Annotated in this window: 15 protein-coding genes, 1 pseudogene and 1 CRISPR repeat array; of the genes and pseudogenes, 9 read left to right on the top strand and 7 right to left on the bottom strand. The window is 67.2% G+C overall.

Annotated elements, in window-relative coordinates; all coding sequences use genetic code 11:
• Positions 1-33: 33 nt before the first annotated feature.
• On the top strand, positions 34-873 hold the full coding sequence (locus HY058_09330; protein ID MBI3497488.1) for a branched-chain amino acid aminotransferase: 840 nt from the start codon (positions 34-36) through the stop codon (positions 871-873).
• Between the two features lie 304 nt (positions 874-1,177).
• Here the strand turns inward: HY058_09330 and HY058_09325 are convergent, their stop codons facing one another.
• On the bottom strand, positions 1,178-3,268 hold the full coding sequence (locus tag HY058_09325) for a PAS-domain containing protein (protein MBI3497487.1): 2,091 nt from the start codon (positions 3,266-3,268) through the stop codon (positions 1,178-1,180).
• Between the two features lie 171 nt (positions 3,269-3,439).
• Here HY058_09325 and HY058_09320 point away from each other — a divergent pair, with 171 nt between their 5' ends.
• Together HY058_09320 and HY058_09315 are read left to right on the top strand one after the other, a co-directional pair.
• Positions 3,440-4,234 carry an SDR family oxidoreductase gene (locus tag HY058_09320; protein MBI3497486.1) on the top strand — a complete coding sequence of 265 codons (795 nt, stop codon included), beginning with the start codon at positions 3,440-3,442 and terminating at the stop codon, positions 4,232-4,234.
• A 38-nt stretch (positions 4,235-4,272) separates the two neighbouring features.
• Entirely contained in the window at positions 4,273-5,460 is a 1,188-nt protein-coding gene (locus HY058_09315; protein ID MBI3497485.1) for an O-antigen ligase family protein, read from the top strand.
• Here HY058_09315 and HY058_09310 read toward each other — a convergent pair.
• On the bottom strand, positions 5,457-6,116 hold the full coding sequence (locus tag HY058_09310; GenBank protein ID MBI3497484.1) for a TetR/AcrR family transcriptional regulator: 660 nt from the start codon (positions 6,114-6,116) through the stop codon (positions 5,457-5,459). The genes HY058_09315 and HY058_09310 overlap by 4 nt on opposite strands.
• Positions 6,117-6,651: 535 nt before the next feature.
• Here HY058_09310 and HY058_09305 point away from each other — a divergent pair.
• Positions 6,652-8,133: a peptidoglycan DD-metalloendopeptidase family protein gene (locus HY058_09305; GenBank protein MBI3497483.1), complete on the top strand. Its 1,482-nt coding sequence runs from the start codon at positions 6,652-6,654 to the stop codon at positions 8,131-8,133.
• Positions 8,117-8,623: a polymer-forming cytoskeletal protein gene (locus HY058_09300; GenBank protein ID MBI3497482.1), complete on the top strand. Its 507-nt coding sequence runs from the start codon at positions 8,117-8,119 to the stop codon at positions 8,621-8,623. Before HY058_09305 ends, HY058_09300 begins: the two co-directional genes overlap by 17 nt.
• A gap of 363 nt (positions 8,624-8,986) precedes the next feature.
• On the opposite strand, the gene HY058_09295 is transcribed toward HY058_09300, so the two are convergent.
• The 4 genes from HY058_09295 to HY058_09280 are packed head-to-tail and all read right to left on the bottom strand — an operon-like array spanning position 8,987 to position 13,850.
• The gene (locus tag HY058_09295; protein ID MBI3497481.1) at positions 8,987-9,994 is read right to left on the bottom strand and encodes a threonine/serine dehydratase; all 1,008 of its coding nucleotides are present in this window, start codon (positions 9,992-9,994) and stop codon (positions 8,987-8,989) included.
• Entirely contained in the window at positions 9,972-10,841 is an 870-nt protein-coding gene (locus HY058_09290) for an alpha/beta hydrolase (protein ID MBI3497480.1), read from the bottom strand. Before HY058_09290 ends, HY058_09295 begins: the two co-directional genes overlap by 23 nt.
• Positions 10,842-10,859: 18 nt before the next feature.
• Positions 10,860-11,558 carry a haloacid dehalogenase type II gene (locus HY058_09285; GenBank protein ID MBI3497479.1) on the bottom strand — a complete coding sequence of 233 codons (699 nt, stop codon included), beginning with the start codon at positions 11,556-11,558 and terminating at the stop codon, positions 10,860-10,862.
• Between the two features lie 9 nt (positions 11,559-11,567).
• On the bottom strand, positions 11,568-13,850 hold the full coding sequence (locus HY058_09280) for a lytic transglycosylase domain-containing protein (GenBank protein MBI3497478.1): 2,283 nt from the start codon (positions 13,848-13,850) through the stop codon (positions 11,568-11,570).
• A gap of 209 nt (positions 13,851-14,059) precedes the next feature.
• Between HY058_09280 and HY058_09275 the strand changes: the two genes are divergently transcribed.
• The 4 genes from HY058_09275 to HY058_09260 all read left to right on the top strand — a co-directional run bounded on the left by HY058_09275 (position 14,060) and on the right by HY058_09260 (position 16,847).
• Positions 14,060-14,950 (top strand): 4-hydroxy-tetrahydrodipicolinate synthase, encoded by an 891-nt coding sequence (locus HY058_09275; protein ID MBI3497477.1) that lies wholly within the window; start codon positions 14,060-14,062, stop codon positions 14,948-14,950.
• A gap of 32 nt (positions 14,951-14,982) precedes the next feature.
• Positions 14,983-15,456, top strand: a complete 474-nt coding sequence (gene smpB / locus HY058_09270; protein MBI3497476.1) for an SsrA-binding protein SmpB — start codon at positions 14,983-14,985, stop codon at positions 15,454-15,456.
• A 783-nt stretch (positions 15,457-16,239) separates the two neighbouring features.
• Complete coding sequence (locus tag HY058_09265; GenBank protein ID MBI3497475.1) at positions 16,240-16,530, top strand: type II toxin-antitoxin system RelE/ParE family toxin; 291 nt, start codon at positions 16,240-16,242, stop codon at positions 16,528-16,530.
• A 17-nt stretch (positions 16,531-16,547) separates the two neighbouring features.
• Positions 16,548-16,847, top strand: coding sequence for a putative addiction module antidote protein (locus HY058_09260; protein ID MBI3497474.1), 300 nt, complete (start codon positions 16,548-16,550; stop codon positions 16,845-16,847).
• An 84-nt stretch (positions 16,848-16,931) separates the two neighbouring features.
• Here the strand turns inward: HY058_09260 and HY058_09255 are convergent.
• A pseudogene (locus HY058_09255) lies at positions 16,932-17,006 on the bottom strand (uracil-DNA glycosylase).
• Positions 17,007-17,305: 299 nt separating this feature from the next.
• Positions 17,306-17,471: direct repeats of the CRISPR family, unit length 34 nt; unit sequence GCCGTGGTTTCCCTACCGACTCCCATCCGGTAGG.

Raw genomic sequence — 17,471 nt, 5'->3', positions numbered from 1 at the left:
GGCCTTAAAGAATCGCGCGGGAGGAAACGAGCCATGAGATCGGTGACCTACATCGACGGCCATTGGGTCGAAGGCAATCCGCCGCTGCTCGGGCCGATGACCCACGCCACGTGGCTGTCCTCGGTCATCTTCGACGGTGCCCGCGCCTTCGAGGGCGTGGCCCCCGACCTCGACCGGCACTGCGCCCGGGCCCTCCGCTCGGCCGCGACCATGGGCTTGCGCCCGATGCTGAGCGCGGGCGAGCTCTACGAGATCGCCTGGGACGGCATTCGCCAGTTCCCGAAATGCACCGAGCTCTACATCCGCCCGATGTTCTACGCGGAGAGCGGCTGGATCGAGCCCGATCCTGACTCCACACGGTTCTTCCTCTCGGTTTACGAATCGCCGCTGCCGCCCGCGTCGGGATTCACCAGCTGCGTTTCGCGCTACCGGCGCGCCTCGCCCGACACGGCGCCGACCGAGGCGAAGGCGAGCTGCCTTTATCCGAACAGCGGGCGGGCCATCGCCGAGGCGAAGGCGCGCGGCTTCGACAATGCCATTATGTGCGATCTCCTTGGCAACGTCGCGGAGTTCGCCACCGCCAATCTGTTTTTCGTCAAGGATGGCGTGGTGCACACCCCGATCCCGAACGGCTGCTTCCTTGCCGGGATCACCCGCGAGCGGGTGCTGGAGCTCTTGCGCAAGGCCGGCTACGCCGCCTATGAGCGGCGGGTCACTTTGCCGGAAGTGCTGGATGCGGACGAGGTGTTCAACACCGGCAACTTCGGCAAGGTGCAGCCCTGCACCAAGGTCGAGACGCGCGATCTGCAACCCGGCCCGATCGCCGCGAAGGCGCGGGCGCTCTACTGGGAATTCGCGCACAGCGAAGTCTGAGCCGGTTCCAGAGCGGCGTCCGGTTAGCCGAAATCATTTATGAAATCGTCATTGCCGGGCTTGACGGGGGTGGACTTTGGGAGGGGTGAGGATCACCCCTCCCCGACCCTCCCCAGGCAATCCATCGTGCAATCGGAAGATGGACCCGCGGATCAAGCGGGGGTGGACTTTAGGAGGGGGTGAGGATCACCCCCTCCTTGAACCTCCCCGCGGGTGACGAGTAGAGGATGGTTCCGCATCGACGAAACGCGTTTTGGCCGGGCAGGCTCTGGCGTGTCCGGAGCGAAATTCCCTTCGATATGAGCTAGGCCCCGGCCGCCGAGGCGATCGGCGGCGCATCCGGCTCGGCGACGACGCGCGCGTAGGGCAAGCGCACGCTCACCGTGGTGCCGACGCCGAGGCGGCTCTCGATGACGAGCTGGCCGCCATGCAGCTCGACCAGTGCCTTCGACAACGGCAGGCCGAGGCCGGTGCCGGAATGTCGGCGCGAGAGCACCGTGTCGACCTGCCGGAACGGCTGCAGGGCCAAGGGAATGTCCTCCGGCCGCATCCCGGTGCCGGTGTCGGTAACCGCGATGACGATCCCGCCGTCTTCGAGGCTCTCGGCGCTGACCTTGATGCGACCGCCCGATGAGGTGAACTTCACCGCGTTCGATAGCAGGTTGAGGATGATCTGCTTCAGCTTGATCGGATCGGCCCGGAGCCGCGGCAGGCCGTCGGTCAGCACCAGATCGAGGCCGAGGCCGGCTTGCTCGGCGCGCTCGCGCATGAGGCGGATGCAATCGGCCGTCAGCGTGGCGAGCACGATCACCTCCTCATGCAGGTCGAGGCGTCCGGACTCGATCTTAGCCATGTCGAGAATGTCGTTGATCACCGCCAAGAGGTGACGTCCGCTCTCGTGCACGTCGCAGGCATAGTCGCGGTAGCGCGCTTGGCCGATCGGGCCGAACAGCTCGTCCTTCATCACTTCCGAGAAGCCGATGATGGCGTTCAAGGGGGTGCGCAACTCGTGGCTGATGGTGGCGAGGAACTCCGACTTGGTGCGGCTTGCCATCTGCGCATCGTCGCGGGCGCGCGCCAGGCTGTCGGCCAGCTGGCTCAGCTCGACGCTTTGCCGTTCCAGCCTCTGGCGCGTCTCTTCCAGCTCGCGCACCCGGTCGCGCAGCCGCTCCTCGCTCGCGAGCAGAGCCTGCTCGGTGCGTTCGCGTTGGCTCACTTCGGTGAAGGTATCGACCGAGCCGCCATCGGCGAGCGGTTGGTGGATCACCTCGATCACACGGCTTCCGGCAAGACGCTGATAGAAGACCCGCCGCTGCCCAGAGGCCGCCACCGCGAGCCGTTCCTCGATGATCTCGGTGCCGCGCGCCGCGTCGTAATTGCCGAGCTGGACGCTCAGCTCCATGATTTTGCGCAGCGGCATGCCGTGGTGCAGGCCGCCCGAGGGCAAGCCGTAGAGCTCCGCATAGCGACGGTTCCACAGCATGAGCCGTTGGCGGCCATCATAGACGGTCAGCCCTTGGGTCATGTTGCCAAGCGCGATGTCGAGCTGCCGATTGCGCTGCACCAGCGCGGCGTTGACCGCAGCCTGCGCCTCCGTCGAGCGGCGATGTTGGGTCGTATCGGTGTGGATCGATACGAAGCCGCCGCCGGGCATGGGGTGGACGTCGATCTCCAGCATGGTGCCGTTGGGGCGCGTGCGCTCGAGCCGATAGGGCTCGCCCTGCCGCGCCCGCTCGATGCGCTCGCGGATCTGCGCCTCGACCTCGCCCGGGCCGTACTCGCCGTGCTCGGCGCAATGGCGCACGAAGTCGGCGAAGGGTGTGCCCGGCCGCTTGAGCGCTTCGGGATAGTCCAGCATTTTCAGGCAGCGCTGGTTGATCAGGAGCAGCTTGAGATCACGGTCGAAGACGGCGATGCCCTGGTTCAGGCTCTCGAGCGTCGTGTGCAGCAAGAGCGTTTGGTGCGTGAGCTCCTCGCGCCGCACCACGAGCTCGCTCACATCGGTCTGCACCACGACCGAGCCGCCTTCCGCGGTTCGCCTTTCCCTGATCTGCAGCCAGCGGCCGCTGCGCCTGACCGGCATCGGCGGACCGCGGCCGGCGCGGTGCAGCTCCATGCGCTCGTCGATCCACTCCTCTTCCTCGCCGGCGGCCTCGCCGACGAGACCGCCCTTGACCATGGCGCGCAGCAGCGCCTCATAGGTCGTGCCGGGCACCAGCTGGGCGGCGAGCGAGGGATAGAATTCGGCGACCCGCTGGTTGTGCAGCACCAACCGATCTTCCGCATCGAAAAGCGAGAAGCCTTCGGCGAGGCAGTTGACGGCATCGCGCAGCGGTTCGTCGAGCTCAGCTCGCACTACCGCAGCCGTAGCCGACAGCTCGGCGGCTCTGGACATATCGCCGCTGACCCTGGGTTGCCGACGTCCAATACCCGACACGCGAGATATTCGTTAAGGGTCTCAGGAAACGGTTAATGACTCCTTTATGGGTGTTAACGAGCCCTTTATGCGTTGCCGCGCCTGCGCTTATGCTCCGCCGGGCAAGGGGGAGGGCGGGAGACGAGCGGCATGAACGAGCGAGCTGATCCAAGCAAGGCCGCCGACCGCTGGCGCCTGGAGGGAAGGGTGGCGCTCGTCACCGGCGGGGCCTCGGGGATCGGGCTTGCCTGCGTTCAGGCGCTGGCCGAGGCCGGTGCCATCGTGGCGCTGTCCGATCGCGACGGAGCGGCGGCTGAGCGCGCGGCTGCGTCGCTCGCCGCCGCCGGCAAGCGTGTCGAGGCCCATGCCATGGACGTGGCCGACGAGGCCGCGGTCGATGCGGTCGTGGCCGAGATCGGCCGCCGCCATGGGCGGCTCGACGTGCTCGTCAACAACGCCGGAACCGGTGCCCGGCAACCGACCGAATCCATGCCGCTTGAGGCCTGGAACCGGGTGCTGGCGATCAATCTCACCGGGAGCTTTCTCTGCTCGCGCGCGGCTGGCAGGCTGATGCTGGCCGCCGGGCGCGGCAGCATCGTGACCGTCGCCTCGATCATGGGCTTGGTCGGCGGCGGCCTTTATCCCAACATCGCCTATCATGCGACCAAGGGAGCGCTCGTCAATTTCACCCGCGCGCTCGCGGTCGAGTGGGCCGGCCGCGGGGTTCGGGTGAATGCGGTGGCGCCGACCTTCGCGATGACGCCGCTCACCCGCAACCTCCTGGCCGAGCCCGGCATGCGGGCGGCGATCGAAGGGCTGACGCCGCTCGGCCGGCTGGCGGAGGCCGAGGAGGTCGCCGACGCCGTGCGCTACCTCGCCTCCGATGCGGCTGCCATGGTCACCGGCCATACGCTGCCGGTCGATGGCGGCTGGGTCGCCCGCTGAGCTTGCACCTATCCTGGCCGCGGAGCTCGGCCCTGGCGTTGAGCATCGGCGCCGCTTCCATCCTGCCGCTCGCCGTGCCGGCGCCGCTCGCGTTGGCTCCGTTGCTGCTGGCGCTGACGGCGGTCGCTGTCATCGGCGCCGGCCTCGACCATCGCGCCGCGCTCGAAGCGCTCCTGCCTTTGCGCGGGACGGCAATGCTGTTCGGGCTCGTGCTGGTCTGGAGCCTTATTGGTATCTCCTGGTCGATCGCTCCGGAGCGCAGCCTCATCATGGCGCTCCGGCTCGCCGGTACCACGCTGTGCGGTTTCGTGCTGCTGGGTGCGGCGCTCGCCCTCGATGAGCGGCAGCGGCGGAGCCTGGAGCGTTGGCTTTGCATCGGCACGCTTCTAGGCACCGTGCTGCTCGGCGTCGAGATCGCGAGCGGCTTGTCGCTGCTCAAAGCGGTTCGCGGCCTGTTGGGCGACCGGGCACCCATCGACGTCCTCCTCAATCGAGCCGCAACCGTGCTCGTGCTGCTGCAATGGCCGGTGGCGGCGATCCTTTTGCGGCGGCGGCGGCGTGGCCCATGGCTGGCCGGGCTCTGGACCGCGGCGGCGCTCGTTCTCCTCGCCCACCTTGCCAGCGCCTCGGCGCTGCTGGCCGCGCTGGCCGGGCTTGCCACCGGCGCGCTCGCCTATTTCTGGCCGCGCTTCGTCGGCTGGGCTGCCGCAGCGGGCGGAGCGGTCGCGATCCTCGCTTCGCCCCTCGCGGGCATACCGCTTGGCGTCATCGAGCGCTTGGCACCCCATCTCAAACCCTCGGGCGTGCATCGGCTGGTGATCTGGAATTTCGTCGGCGACCAGATCGCCAAGCATCCCTTCGCCGGCTGGGGCCTCGACACCGCCCGGGTGATCCCCGGGGGCGAGGCCACGATTGCGGTCATGACCCGCGAGGGCATGATGCAGGCGCAGCTCTTGCCGCTCCACCCGCACAACGCCGCCCTGCAATGGTGGCTCGAGCTGGGCCTGCCCGGAGCGGTTCTCGGCGCCGGGCTCGTCCTGCTCATCGTCCGCGCCATCCTGAATGCGGGATGGGGGCGAGCTGAAACGGCGGCGGGATTGGCCTTGTTCGCCTCGGGCCTGCTCATCTCCATGCTGAGCTATGGCATCTGGCAATTCTGGTGGCTGGCGGCGTTGTGGTTCGCCGCCGCCTTCGCCGCATCAGTCCTGGCGGCGCGCGCGCGCTAAGCCGGCGGCGGCTTCGCGTAGGCCTTGAGGATGACGGCGACCGCCGCGTCGATCGCATGCTGGAGCGCGGCCGGATCGGCCGCATCGAGACCCAGGATGCGCTTCAGGAACGCCTCGCCCTTGAGCATGCCGAGGAACTGCTCGGCGGCGAGCCGCGGCTCCTTCACGCCGAGCCAGCCGCGACGGTCGGCTTCCTCGAGGTACTGGGCGAGCTGCGCATAGAGGCGCTCGGGGCCGGCTGCATAGAAGGTGCGGCCGATCTCGGGAAAGCGCGGCGACTCGGCGACGACGAGCCGATAGAAGGCGAGCCCCTCCGGCGAGACCAGCAGATCGACGAACCGTCGGCCGAGCTGGGCCAGGGTCCCGGCCACATCCGGGGCATCCGGCAAGAGCGGTGCTTCATCCCCGAAGGCGGTCCGGCAGCGCTCGGCGACGATGGTGCCGAACAGCTCCTCCTTGCTGGAGAAGTGCGCGTAGACCGTGGCCTTGGACACGTGCGCGCGTTGCGCGATCGCATCCATGCTGGCCGCACCGAAGCCGACCTCGAGGAAGCTGTCGGTTGCCGCTTTCAGGATTGCCGCGCGCTTGGAGCTATCGGCGAGGGGGGAACCATCGCGCTCCGAGTCCGCGGCAAGCAACGTCCGGGGGAGAGCCATGCATCCTCTCGCTTGGAAATCCAGACCGAGCGCGCCCGTGCGGGCCCCGCAATTCCGATCATCGGCAGACCACCGGAGAGTACAGGGTTCGAAAACCAAACTGAACTGTCCAGTTTAGTTGTCCGGAACGTCCAGCCTCGCGAATCGGCGTCGCCTGAAGATCGCGATTCCCCCCGGCCACGCCCCGGCGCTGGCGCCGAGCCCGCGGCGAACCCGCCGCTCTTGAAGGATGTCCATGATGCGCCTCACTCTTTTCCGCCGGCTCGATCGTCACGAGGTTAAGGTTGCGCACCCTTGGGGCACGCGATACCGTACGCGCCGTCGCGACCGTGCCCGAAGGAGGGAACGGCCCGGGGGGCAGCCAGGGGAGTAATCGGTCGGGGGGGCGAGCGGAGGCCCGCATGGCTACGGCTAGCGGTGGTGCTTGATCGAGGACCGAGTCCGCATTTCACCGATCGCATTCGAACCAGCCTGCAGATCCGTGCCAGCGGTCGGATCATGGCGTGACGATTTCCGGAGCTGGCAGAACCGTCTCATGTTCGATCGACCGGAACCACTTGCCAAACGGCTGTTGGCCCTGCCCAACCGTTGGTTCGTCGAACGTGAGATCATTTTGCGCAGCGAAGGGCGGACCCGCTATGTCCGGCTCTCCCGGCACCTGCAGATGGCGGTCGCCGGCTTCTGGGTGGTGATGGCCGCCTGGGTCAGCTTCACCTCCACCAGCTATTTCGAGTTCAGCCGCATCGTCGAGAACAAGTCCGAGGCCCTGGACCAGGCGCGGGACGATTATCGCAATCTTCTCAACCAGATGGGGGACTACCAGGTCTCCGTCATGGGGATCATGCGCGAGCTTGAGACCAAGCAGGCGCATCTGCGCGGACTGCTCAATCAGAACGAAGCGCTGAAGCAGGACCTGAAATCGACCGAGAGCCAGCTGAAGCTGTCGGAGGCGGAGCGCTCCAATCTTGCCCAGCACCGGATGGCCATCGGCGACAAGCTGAACGAGCTGGAAGGCACGCTCAGAAGCATGCTGGGAGAGAACGGCGCGCTCGAGCGGCACATCGCCACCATGCGCTCGCAGCTCGCCAGCATCGAGGCGGAGAAGCAGGAGATCGCCGCCCAGCGCTCGGCTCTCTCCAACCGCATGAACCAGATGCAGACCGATCTCCGCCTGGTGCTCTCGCGCAACGCCCAGCTCGAAAGCTCGATCGACGGCATACGCCAGGAGCTGGCGAGCACGGCCGTCCAGCGTGACCAGGCGACGGATGAAGGCACCGGCCTGAAGCGCAAGGTCGGCGACCTCGAGGCGCGGATCGCCGATTTGCAAGGCGTGCACCGCGAGGTGCTGGCCCGCCTCAACGAGCGCACCCGGGCCGACCTCAACGAAGTGCAGAAGATCATATCGCGCACCGGGCTCAACCTCGACACCATGCTGCCGAAGGTGCCGGTGGCGCCGACACGGCGGGGGACGTCGGTGAGCGGCCAGGGCGGTCCGTTCGTGCCGCTGCCCAAGGATCTGGCCGATGGCGGCAATATCGAGGCGATGACGGCGGCGCTCAATTTGCACTTGCAGCACCTGGACGGCATCCAATCGGCGCTACGCGCCATCCCGCTGACGCCGCCGATCGACGCCTTTACCCTGATGAGCGGCTTCGGTCCGCGCATGGATCCGTTCAATGGCCAGGCCGGGATGCATTATGGCCTGGATCTGTCGGCGCCGCTCAAGACTCCGGTGATGGCGACGGCGCCCGGCGTCGTGGTGGTAGCGGGCTGGAGAAGCCGCTATGGTCGTCTGGTGGAGATCGATCACGGGCACGGACTTCGTACGCGCTACGCTCATTTGCATAAGTTCAACGTGCGTAGGGGCCAGCGGGTCCAGTTTCGCGAGGTCATCGGGCTCTTGGGCTCGACGGGCCGCTCGACGGGGCCGCACGTGCACTACGAGGTGCTGGTTAACGGGGAAGCCCGGGATCCGGCCAGATTCTTGAAAGCGGGCAAAGATGTTTTCAAAGGCTAGCAGGGAAATCGCGGTCGCGCCCAGCAAGGCATCGGCGCCCTCGATCATCAGCGCGGATCTGCGCATCACCGGCAATCTCGAGTCCGACGGCGATATCCAAATCGACGGCTCGGTCGATGGCGACATCCGCAGCGGGCGGGTGACCATCAGCGAGTCGGCGGTGGTGAAGGGCGCGGTCGAGGCCGAGACCGTCCGCATCGCCGGCCGCTTGACCGGACAGGTCAAAGCCCGCCAGGTGACCTTGATGACGAGCGCCCGCGTCGTTGCCGATGTCATGCAGGAGAGCTTGGCGATCGAGCCCGGCGCCTCCTTCGAGGGCAACTGCCGCCACTTTTCCCGAGGCGAAGGCGCCACCACCGGAGCGCAGCGCAAGATCGAGCAGCTGATGCCGGCCGCCTTGGCGCGCAAGGCCGGCGAGGTCGGCAAGGTCGTCGTCGCCCCGACCAACGGCGCCGGCCACAAGGCCTCCGAGGGCGACAGCCGGATCTAGCCGGCTTTCGTTGGCGACCAAGGCAGGCAAGGTATCGCGGTCGCGCACGGCGCTCGGGCTCGATGATGAGCTGTTGGCCAGGGCCCAGGAACTCACTGGGTTCGGGTGAGATCCGTTTTGGCTCGCGCAGCGCTGAAGGCGCTGATCGAGCGCGAGAGCGCGCGCCGACTGGCGCGCCTTGGGGGGCAGCGACCCCAATCTGGCGGCGGCGCCGCGGCGCCGACCGGTGCCGGCGTGATCCTCGTCGACACGTCGGTCAGGATCGATTGTTTCCGTGCCGCAGACCCACTCGATCCGGCGAAGGCTTGTCCGTCCCGAGGGCGATGGTGAAGCCCGCGGATCAGACCCGATGACTTCAGCCGATTAGCCGGAAAGCGCCTCGACATAGGGTGCTGCGTCGACGTTGCCGCCTGACGCCACGACGGCAATGGTTTTGCCCTTGGCCTCGAGCTTGCCGGTGAGGGCGGCGGCCAGCGCCACGGCACCCCCCGGCTCGACCACCAGCTTGAGATAGCCGAAGGCAGCCGCCATCGCCTGCTTTGCCTCCGCGTCCGTCACCGCGATTCCGCCTGCCAACAGCAGGCGGTTGAGCTGGAAGGTGAGGGCACCCGGTGTGGGCGCCAGCAGCGCATCGCAGATGGAACGCGCCGTCGGATCGTTGGCGAGCCGCGCGCCGGTGGCGAGCGAGCGCTTGGTGTCGTCGAACCCGGCCGGCTCCACCGAATAGACGGGGACGCCCGGCAGATCATGGGCGAGGGCGAGAGCCGTGCCGGCGACGAGGCCGCCGCCGCCGCAGGGGACCAGCACGGCATCCGGCTTGACGCCCAGCACCTTTGCCTGCTGTGCCAGCTCGAGTCCGACCGTGCCCTGGCCGGCGATGACGCCGGGATCGTCATAGGGCCTGACGATGGTGGCGCCGCGCTCGACGGCAATGCGCTCGCCGATCTCCTCGCGGATCTCCGTGTAGCGGTCGTAGAACACCACCTCGGCGCCATAAGCCCGGGTGTTCGCCACTTTCATCGCCGGAGCGTCCTTCGGCATGACGATGACGGCCGGCAATCCCAGAAGCCGGGCCGCGGCGGCGACCCCCTGGGCGTGGTTGCCGGAAGAATAGGTGACGACGCCGGCGGCCCGCTCCGCAGCCGGGATGAGCGAGATGCGGTTGTAGGCGCCGCGAAACTTGAACGAGCCCGTGCGCTGCAGCGGCTCCGCCTTGACCAGGATCCGGCCGCCCGTCGCCTGGTTCAGGAGCGGGGCTTCCAGGAGCGGCGTTAGGACGGCATGGCCGGCGAGGCGGAGGGCGGCGCGGCGCACATCCTCGTAGCTCGGCAGCGGGGCGGCCTCAGGTTCAGATCTCGCTGAGGAACGCATCGATCGCCTCCACCACCGCGGGCTCTTCGAGGGTCGGCGCATGGCCGGCGCCCGGCACGGTCACCATGCCCATGCCGGGATGCGCGTCGGCCATGCGGGACGCGGTTGCATCCGACAGGATGTCGGATTTGCCGCCGCGGATCAGCAGGACCGGCAGCCGGCCGAGGGATCCGAACAAGGGCCAGAGATCCACCGGAGACTGTCGCCCGGTCAAGAGCGGCCGCACGATGGTCGGGTCCCAATCGAAATGCAAGAGCCCGTCATCGCCTTCACGGTAAGTCGCGCCAGCGAAGCGCAGCCACCCGTCCTCGCTGTCGATCGAGAGATTGGGGAGCAGGCTCTTGAGATGCGCGGCCGCACTCGGCCAATCCGGCTGCGGGCGATCCTTGGCGAGATAGGCGAGTACCCGGGCGATGCCGGCCGAGCCGACCTCGGTGCCGATATCGTTCAGGATGACGCCGGCAAGCAGGCTCGGCTGAAGCACGCCCAAGGCCATGGCGAGCGCGCCGCCGAGCGAGGTGCCGAGCACGACCATGCGCTGGAGGCCGGCGCCTGCGAGCAAGTGTCGGATGTCGTCGAGATAGGTGCGCGGCTGGTAATTCCGCCAATCGGGATCCCACTCGGAGCGGCCGCGGCCGCGATAGTCGGAAGCGATGACGCGGCGCTTACCGGCGTGGCGAAGGGCCGGCACGTGGAAGTCCTTGGCGTTGCGCGCGAGGCCGGGCAAGCACAGGAGGGCCGGGTGCTGCGCCGTGGCCTCGCCATAGTCCCGGTAGTGCAGGCGAAGCCCGTCTTGCGCGGAAAAGAACCTGGAGACGTAGCCGGACTCGAGCGTGCTCCCGGTCACCGCCAGGGATGCCTTCGCTCAGAGCCCGAGCAGAGCCGGCAGCTCCGCCAATGACTTGATCTCAGCCTCGGACCGGTGCGGCAGCGCCTCCTGCGGCAGGCCCGAACGGTTGATCCAGGCGACGTGGAAGCCGAAATGACCGGCGCCGACCGCATCCCAGCCATTGGCGCTGACGAACAGGATTCGGGTTGCGGGGACCGCCATGCGGTCGACGGCGAGCTGATAGACGCTGGGATGCGGCTTGTAGGTCTTGACCGCGTCGACCGACAGCACCGCATCGAGGCTCGGCCTCAGCACGTTCGAATTGACGGCGGCGGCCAGCATCGTCGGCGAGCCGTTGGACAGGATCGCCGTGCGCAGGCCCTTCGCCCTGAGTTGCTGCAGGGTGGGCAGCACGTCGGCGTAGATCTTCGGGCTGAGATAGAGCTGCATCAAAAGGGCGCGGAGCGGCGGATTGGCGATGCCCAGCGCTGCCATCGCATATTCCAACGCCTCGCTGGTCACATGCCAGAAATCGACGTAGGCGCCCATGAGGCTGCGCAGCCAGGTGTATTGCAGCTGCTTCTCGCGCCACAGGCGCGACAGCGCTTCGGCCTTGTCGCCCAATGCGTCGCGGCACTGATTGGTAATCTCCGAGATGTCGATCAGCGTGCCATAGGCATCGAAGACCACGGCGCCGATGTCGCTGAAACGCACCTGCCCTGTCACGTGAGGCATTCCGGCACGTCACTTCCTCAAGTGATTGACGGGCATCTCGATCGCGCCGAGGCCGGGGCGGACATCCGGGCCCGCCTGTTCCGCCCGGGCGGAAGGCAGCGCGCGCGCCGGCCTGATGGGCTGGCTCAGCATCCCATCCAGCTCGGGATCGGCGCGGCTGCGGACGGCGGGCACGACCGGCACCACCGGCGCCTGGCAGGAGGGATCGACGCCGGGCGTGCAGCCGATTTCGATCGCCGGCGCCTCTTGGCAGGTGGCATCGCTTGCCGGATCGCAGGTGCTTTCCACCGCGGCGCGGCCGACCCTGGCCGGCAGCGTGCTCGCCTCGATGACGCCGCCGCAGCCAAAGAGGCACCAGCGGCCGATCGCTTGCGCCGCGGCGAGCCGCTGCGGGGCCGCGTGCAGGCGCACGCGGTAGACCTGCAATCCTTCCAGCACCCGCTGCACGTAGTTGCGCGTCTCGGCCACCGGGATCTGCTCGACCCAGTCGAGCACGTCGATCTCGCCGCGCCTGGGGTCGCCATTGTCCCTGAGCCAGTGCCTGACGCGGCCGGGGCCGGCGTTGTAGGCCGCCACCGCGGCGAGGTAGGAGCCATCGAAGTCCTCGAGCAGGCTCGAGAGATAGGCTTGGCCCAGACGAAGATTGTAATGCGGGTCGCCCAAGAGGCTGGCGGAGTCGAAGCGGACATTGAGCCCCTTGGCGACGGCTTTGGCGGTGGACGGCAAGAGCTGCATCAGGCCGTGGGCGTTGGCGCGGCTGACCGCCCGCGCATCGAAGCCGCTTTCCTGGCGCACGACCGCGTGCACCAGCGCCGGCTCGCCCGCCGGCGTGTCGGGAAGCTCCAAGACCGGATAGCCGTCATCGATCAGGACCTGGCCGTCGCGCGCCACCCGCCGGGCCAAGGTCACGGCAAGATCCGGACGGCCGAGCTCGCGCAGGAGGGCCAGGGTCAGCACCCGCTCGACCGGCGTCTTCGATCGCGTCATCAGCGCGGCGGCGAAGGTCGGCAGCTTGTCGGTCTGGCCCAGCTCCTGGAGGATGCGCACGGCCTGGGCAAGCTCGCTCTTGAGGAAGCTCTGGCTCTCGGCGCGGCTCGGCTTGGGGTCGCTTGGCAAGGGCGGCGGCTGGTCGGTGAGGCGGCCCGCGGCGAGCTGGCCATAGAAGGTCGTCACGTGCTCGGCCGCCTTGCCGTACCACTCGGCGGCCAGCGGCTTGTTGGCGAGGGTATCGGCGGCGCGACCGGCCCAGAAGGCGCCCCGGGCGCGGCTGATCGGGGTGTTGACGTCCTCGTAGAGCCGTTGGAAATGCCCGAGTGCGGGCTTGGTATCGTTGAGGAAACGGAGCGCGATGAAGCCGGCCAGGAACTCCGAGTCGGCCTGGCCGATGCCGCCCGCCTGGCGGTGACCGGCAGCGAGCTTGTAGGCAAGCGAGATGTCGCCTTCCCGGAGTGCCATCCGCGCCTGGTATTCGCGCTCGCGCCACCACAGCTCCGGGCGGACCAGGTTCGCCGGCGGGTGCAGCAGAATATCGCGCGCGGCCTCGTTATTGGAGCGCACGCGGCGCCACTTCAGCCGGTCGTAGAGCAGCCCCGGGTCATTCACCAGCCGCGCCGGCACCTTGCGCAGCGCCCACTCGACCCCGCCGACATTGGCGCGGAGATGGATCCGCGCTTCGGCCAGCGCCCTGTGGTCGTCGTCGACCCGTGGATAGAGCCGCTTGGCAGCACCGGTGTTGCCGTCCCAGAGCAGCCGGTCGAGGCGGGCGACGTGGTCCTCGCTCCGGAGCGCGCCCTTGTAGCGCTGCGCCAGCTGGCGTTCCTGCGGGGCGGTGAAATCGCCGCCGATCCAGGCTTGGCGCACCATCTCCTCGGCGGCGCGCGCGTCGCCGGTTCGCGCCAGCGACTCCGCCAACCTCAGCTTGCCATTGGCGTTGATCGGCGGATTCGCCTTGAACCAGGCGACGACCGCGACATCGGCAAGATCGCTCGGCAGCAACTCCTCGGCGCGCAGCAGCAGGCGGCGCCGGCTGGGCCAGTCGGGGTTCTGCGCGAGGAAGCCGGTGATCTCGGCGAAGCTCGCCCCGGAGCTGGCGCGCCTCAGCTCGAGCCAGCGCAAGATCTTGTTGAGAACCGGATTGTTCAGCCGCTGCGCCAGCGTCACCGCCTTGGCGTAGTCGCCAATGTCGGCGGCGGTGTAAGCGGCGCGCGCGGCTTGCAGCTCATCGCCGCCGAGCGCCAGCGCCGGATGGACCCCGAGCCCCACCAGGCACAGAAGCCCCATGAGCGGGGCCATGAGACATGCGGGCGACAGGCGCGACCACGCCCATGTTCGAGCCAACCGAATTCCCCGCAACCCCTACCCCCATCTACATTTTTGGCGCCGACCGCATTCTACCCGCAAGCATGCCGGCGCAACAACCGCAGGCGCGAAGCCTCGCCTTGCCGCCCTCGACGGAGGAGACTATCGTCCCGGCTTCAGGCCGACACCATAAGGCGAAAACGATGTTCAAGGGATCGCTGGTTGCGCTCATCACCCCCTTCCAGAACGGCAAGGTGGATGACAAGGCATACCAAGCCTTCGTTTCCTGGCAGATCGCCCACGGCACCCACGGCCTCATCCCGTGCGGCACCACGGGCGAGTCGCCGACCTTGAGCCATTCCGAGCACAAGCGCGTGGTCGAGCTGTGCGTCGAGGTCGCCGGCGGCAAGCCGGGCGGGCGCAAGGTCCCGGTGATCGCCGGCACCGGCTCCAACTCGACCGACGAGGCGATCGAACTCACCCGCCATGCCAAGAGTGCCGGCGCCGATGCGGCCCTGGTGGTGACCCCCTACTACAACAAGCCGACGCAGGAGGGGCTCTACCTGCATTACAAGGCGATCCACGATGCGGTCGAGCTGCCGATCGTCATCTACAACATCCCCGGGCGCTGCGTGATCGACATGTCGGTCGAAACCATGGGCCGGCTCGCCAAGCTCGCCAACATCATCGGCGTCAAGGATGCAACCAACGATCTCGCCCGTCCGCAGAAGACCAAGCGGGCGTGCGGCGAGGCGTTCGCGCAGCTTTCGGGCGAGGACGCGACCGCGCTCGCCTTCCTCGCCCAGGCCGGCGATGGCTGCATCTCGGTCACCGCCAATGTGGCGCCCCGGGCGCTGGCCGACATGCATGAGGCCTGGCAGCGGGCCGATCTGCGCTCCGCCCAGCAGGTGAACGAGCGGCTGATGCCGTTGCATGAGGCCTTGTTCGTGGAGACGAGCCCGGCACCGGTCAAATACGCGGCCAGCCTCTTGGGTCACTGCCAGCCCAATTGCCGGCTGCCGCTGGCCCCCCTGAGCGAGGCGACCAAGGCCAGGGTGAAGGCGGCAATGACCTCGGCCGGCCTCATCAACTGACCCGACCCCGACCTCTCTAGGCTTACAGCACCATGGCTCGCGATCCCGCCGCCCGCCTGGCGGCGCAGAACCGCCGCGCCCGCTTCGACTATGAGATCCTCGACACGATCGAAGCCGGCATCATGCTGAGCGGCACCGAGGTGAAGTCGCTCCGCGCCGGCCAAGCCTCGATCAACGAGAGCTATGCCGGGGAGAAGGACGGCGAGCTCTACCTCATCAACGCCTATGTGCCGGAATACCGCGCCGCCAACCGCTTCAATCACGAGCCGAGGCGGGCGCGCAAGCTCTTGGTCCACCGTCGCCAGCGCGATCGCCTCTTGGGCTCGATCCGGCGCGAGGGCGTGACCTTGGTGCCGCTGTCGATCTATTTCAACGAGCGCGGCATCGCCAAGGTCGAGCTCGGCCTCGGCAAGGGGCGCAAGCGAGGCGACAAGCGCGAGCACCTGAAGAAGCAGGATTGGCAGCGCGACAAGGCGAGGCTCATGCGCGAGAAGTCGAAGGAGTAGGGGCTCCCTCCGTCCCGCCGGAGCGCGGGCGCGGGAGGGGTGGACTCCAACGCTGTCCCGCTCCAGGAGCTAGGCTCGGGGACGCTGGGACACCGGCAACCCATTGATTCAATTGGCCACGCCTTCCGCTCGTCCTCGACGTGGATGGCGGCATCGGCGCCGCGCCACAGCTCCTTGCCGAGGCCGCGTAGTTTTAGGATCGACAGCGCTCATCGGGCTCCAGCGCGTGCGCCACGCGGAAAAGCTGTCAAGAGCGTAGTGCGCCGAGATCGATTTTTCTTGACGGTTTCCAATTTAGTGTTCAATTTCAATTACTTATGGTGACTTCCCAATCTGGTGGAGTGTAAAATGAACACGGAAAACAGCAGAAATATCCGAGAGCTTAAGCGTCGAATTTGCTCCCTGCTTCGTTGCGACAAACAGATTCGCCGTGATCGTCGGAGAAAGAACCCAACACAACGGCAACTAGATTTGGCGATTGTTGGTCAGCAGCTATTAGCGGCTGAGCGAGAGGCTCAAAACATCGAATATCAAGAGGAGGTCCGTGCGGACCTGGCTAGCTTCTGCCTGAAGTTCAAAGGAGATGGGAAAGTAATTCCATTCCCTCATAGATAGTGTGGAGCGCTCACGAAGCGTCACAATCGATACTGTTTCAGCCGCCCGGTATTCGTGTTGTAGCGCTAGTAGTGATCGCTGTGGGCGACGAGGAACTCACGCGCGAGCCGGTGCTGTGAGATCCTCGACACCTTGTGTCTTTGTATTTTATAGGATACAATTGGCGCGGTGATGGAAGTTCGCCAGACGCCGGCTTTTGCGGCATGGCTCGGTAGACTTCGCGATCGACCAGCGCGGGCCCGGATCCAGGTGCGGATCGATCGCCTGACTCTCGGGCTCGCCGGCGACGTGAGGTCCGTGGGCGGCGGCATCAGCGAAATGCGCGTCGACTATGGTCCCGGCTACCGAGTGTATTTCAAACAGCAGGGTCGGCATGTGGCGATCCTGCTGATCGGCGGCGACAAGAAAACCCAAGCCCGAGACATCAAGCGGGCTCAGGTATTGGCTCGCGAACTTTAGGGATTTGGGAGAGTGCTATGGCGCGCAAAAGAGTCCGAACGACGCGCTATGACAATGCGACGCTGCTCAAGACCCCTGAGGATATCGCCGCCTATCTGGAAGCGGCTCTGGCTGACGGCGACCCCGGAGTGATCGCGGCCGTGCTCGGCAATATCGCGCGTGCTCGGGGGATGGCTGAAATCGCCCGCGAGGCCGGGCTGGGGCGCGAGAGCTTGTACAAGGCGCTTTCGCCCGAGGGCAATCCGGAACTCGGCACAGTGCTGAAGGTGGTTCGCGCACTCGGCCTCCGGCTCCGCGCGTCTCCCGTATCGAGCTGAGCCAACGCTTCACCTCGGCAGCAGGGTTGTTTGGCGACCCTGATGGTCGGCTGATCCGATCAGCATCGACCTCAAATTTGCCAGCACCGCGGCGAACATCGCCTCGGTCAACCGCACGGTGTTGGTGTTGTAACGCGAGCAATGATAGCTGTCGGCGAGCCAGAGCGGCCGCTTCAGGTAGTAAAGCGCGCCATGGCGGAAGGGATGGGCGACGAGCCGCTCGATCGCTGAGGTAGTCACCGTGTTGCGTGCCCAGGCGCTGGAGACGGGCGCAGCGCTCTCGATTCCCGGGCTGCGCGGCCTCGGCAAGGAGCTGTGGCAGGGCGTCGATGCCGCTTCCCGTGTCGCGGATGAGCGGAAGGCGTGGCGCTGATCGTAGGCTCGAATCTTTTTGGAGGCTATCGCGCGGAGCGTAGCGTCACGTGACAGTCCTTGAAGGACTGTCACGTGACGCTACCGCCGTGGTTTCCCTACCGACTCCCATCCGGTAGGCTGCTGTCTCCTGTCGAGGCGCGATCCAAGCTGCCGTGGTTTCCCTACCGACTCCCATCCGGTAGGCTAGATGGTCCCGGCCGTCGCGCTGAAACTGCGCCGTGGTTTCCCTACCGACTCCCATCCGGTAGG

It is taken from the genome of Pseudomonadota bacterium, from assembly GCA_016195085.1.
Classification (GTDB): Bacteria; Pseudomonadota; Alphaproteobacteria; order SHVZ01; family SHVZ01; genus JACQAG01.
This window is presented reverse-complemented; position numbering and strand designations above follow the sequence as displayed.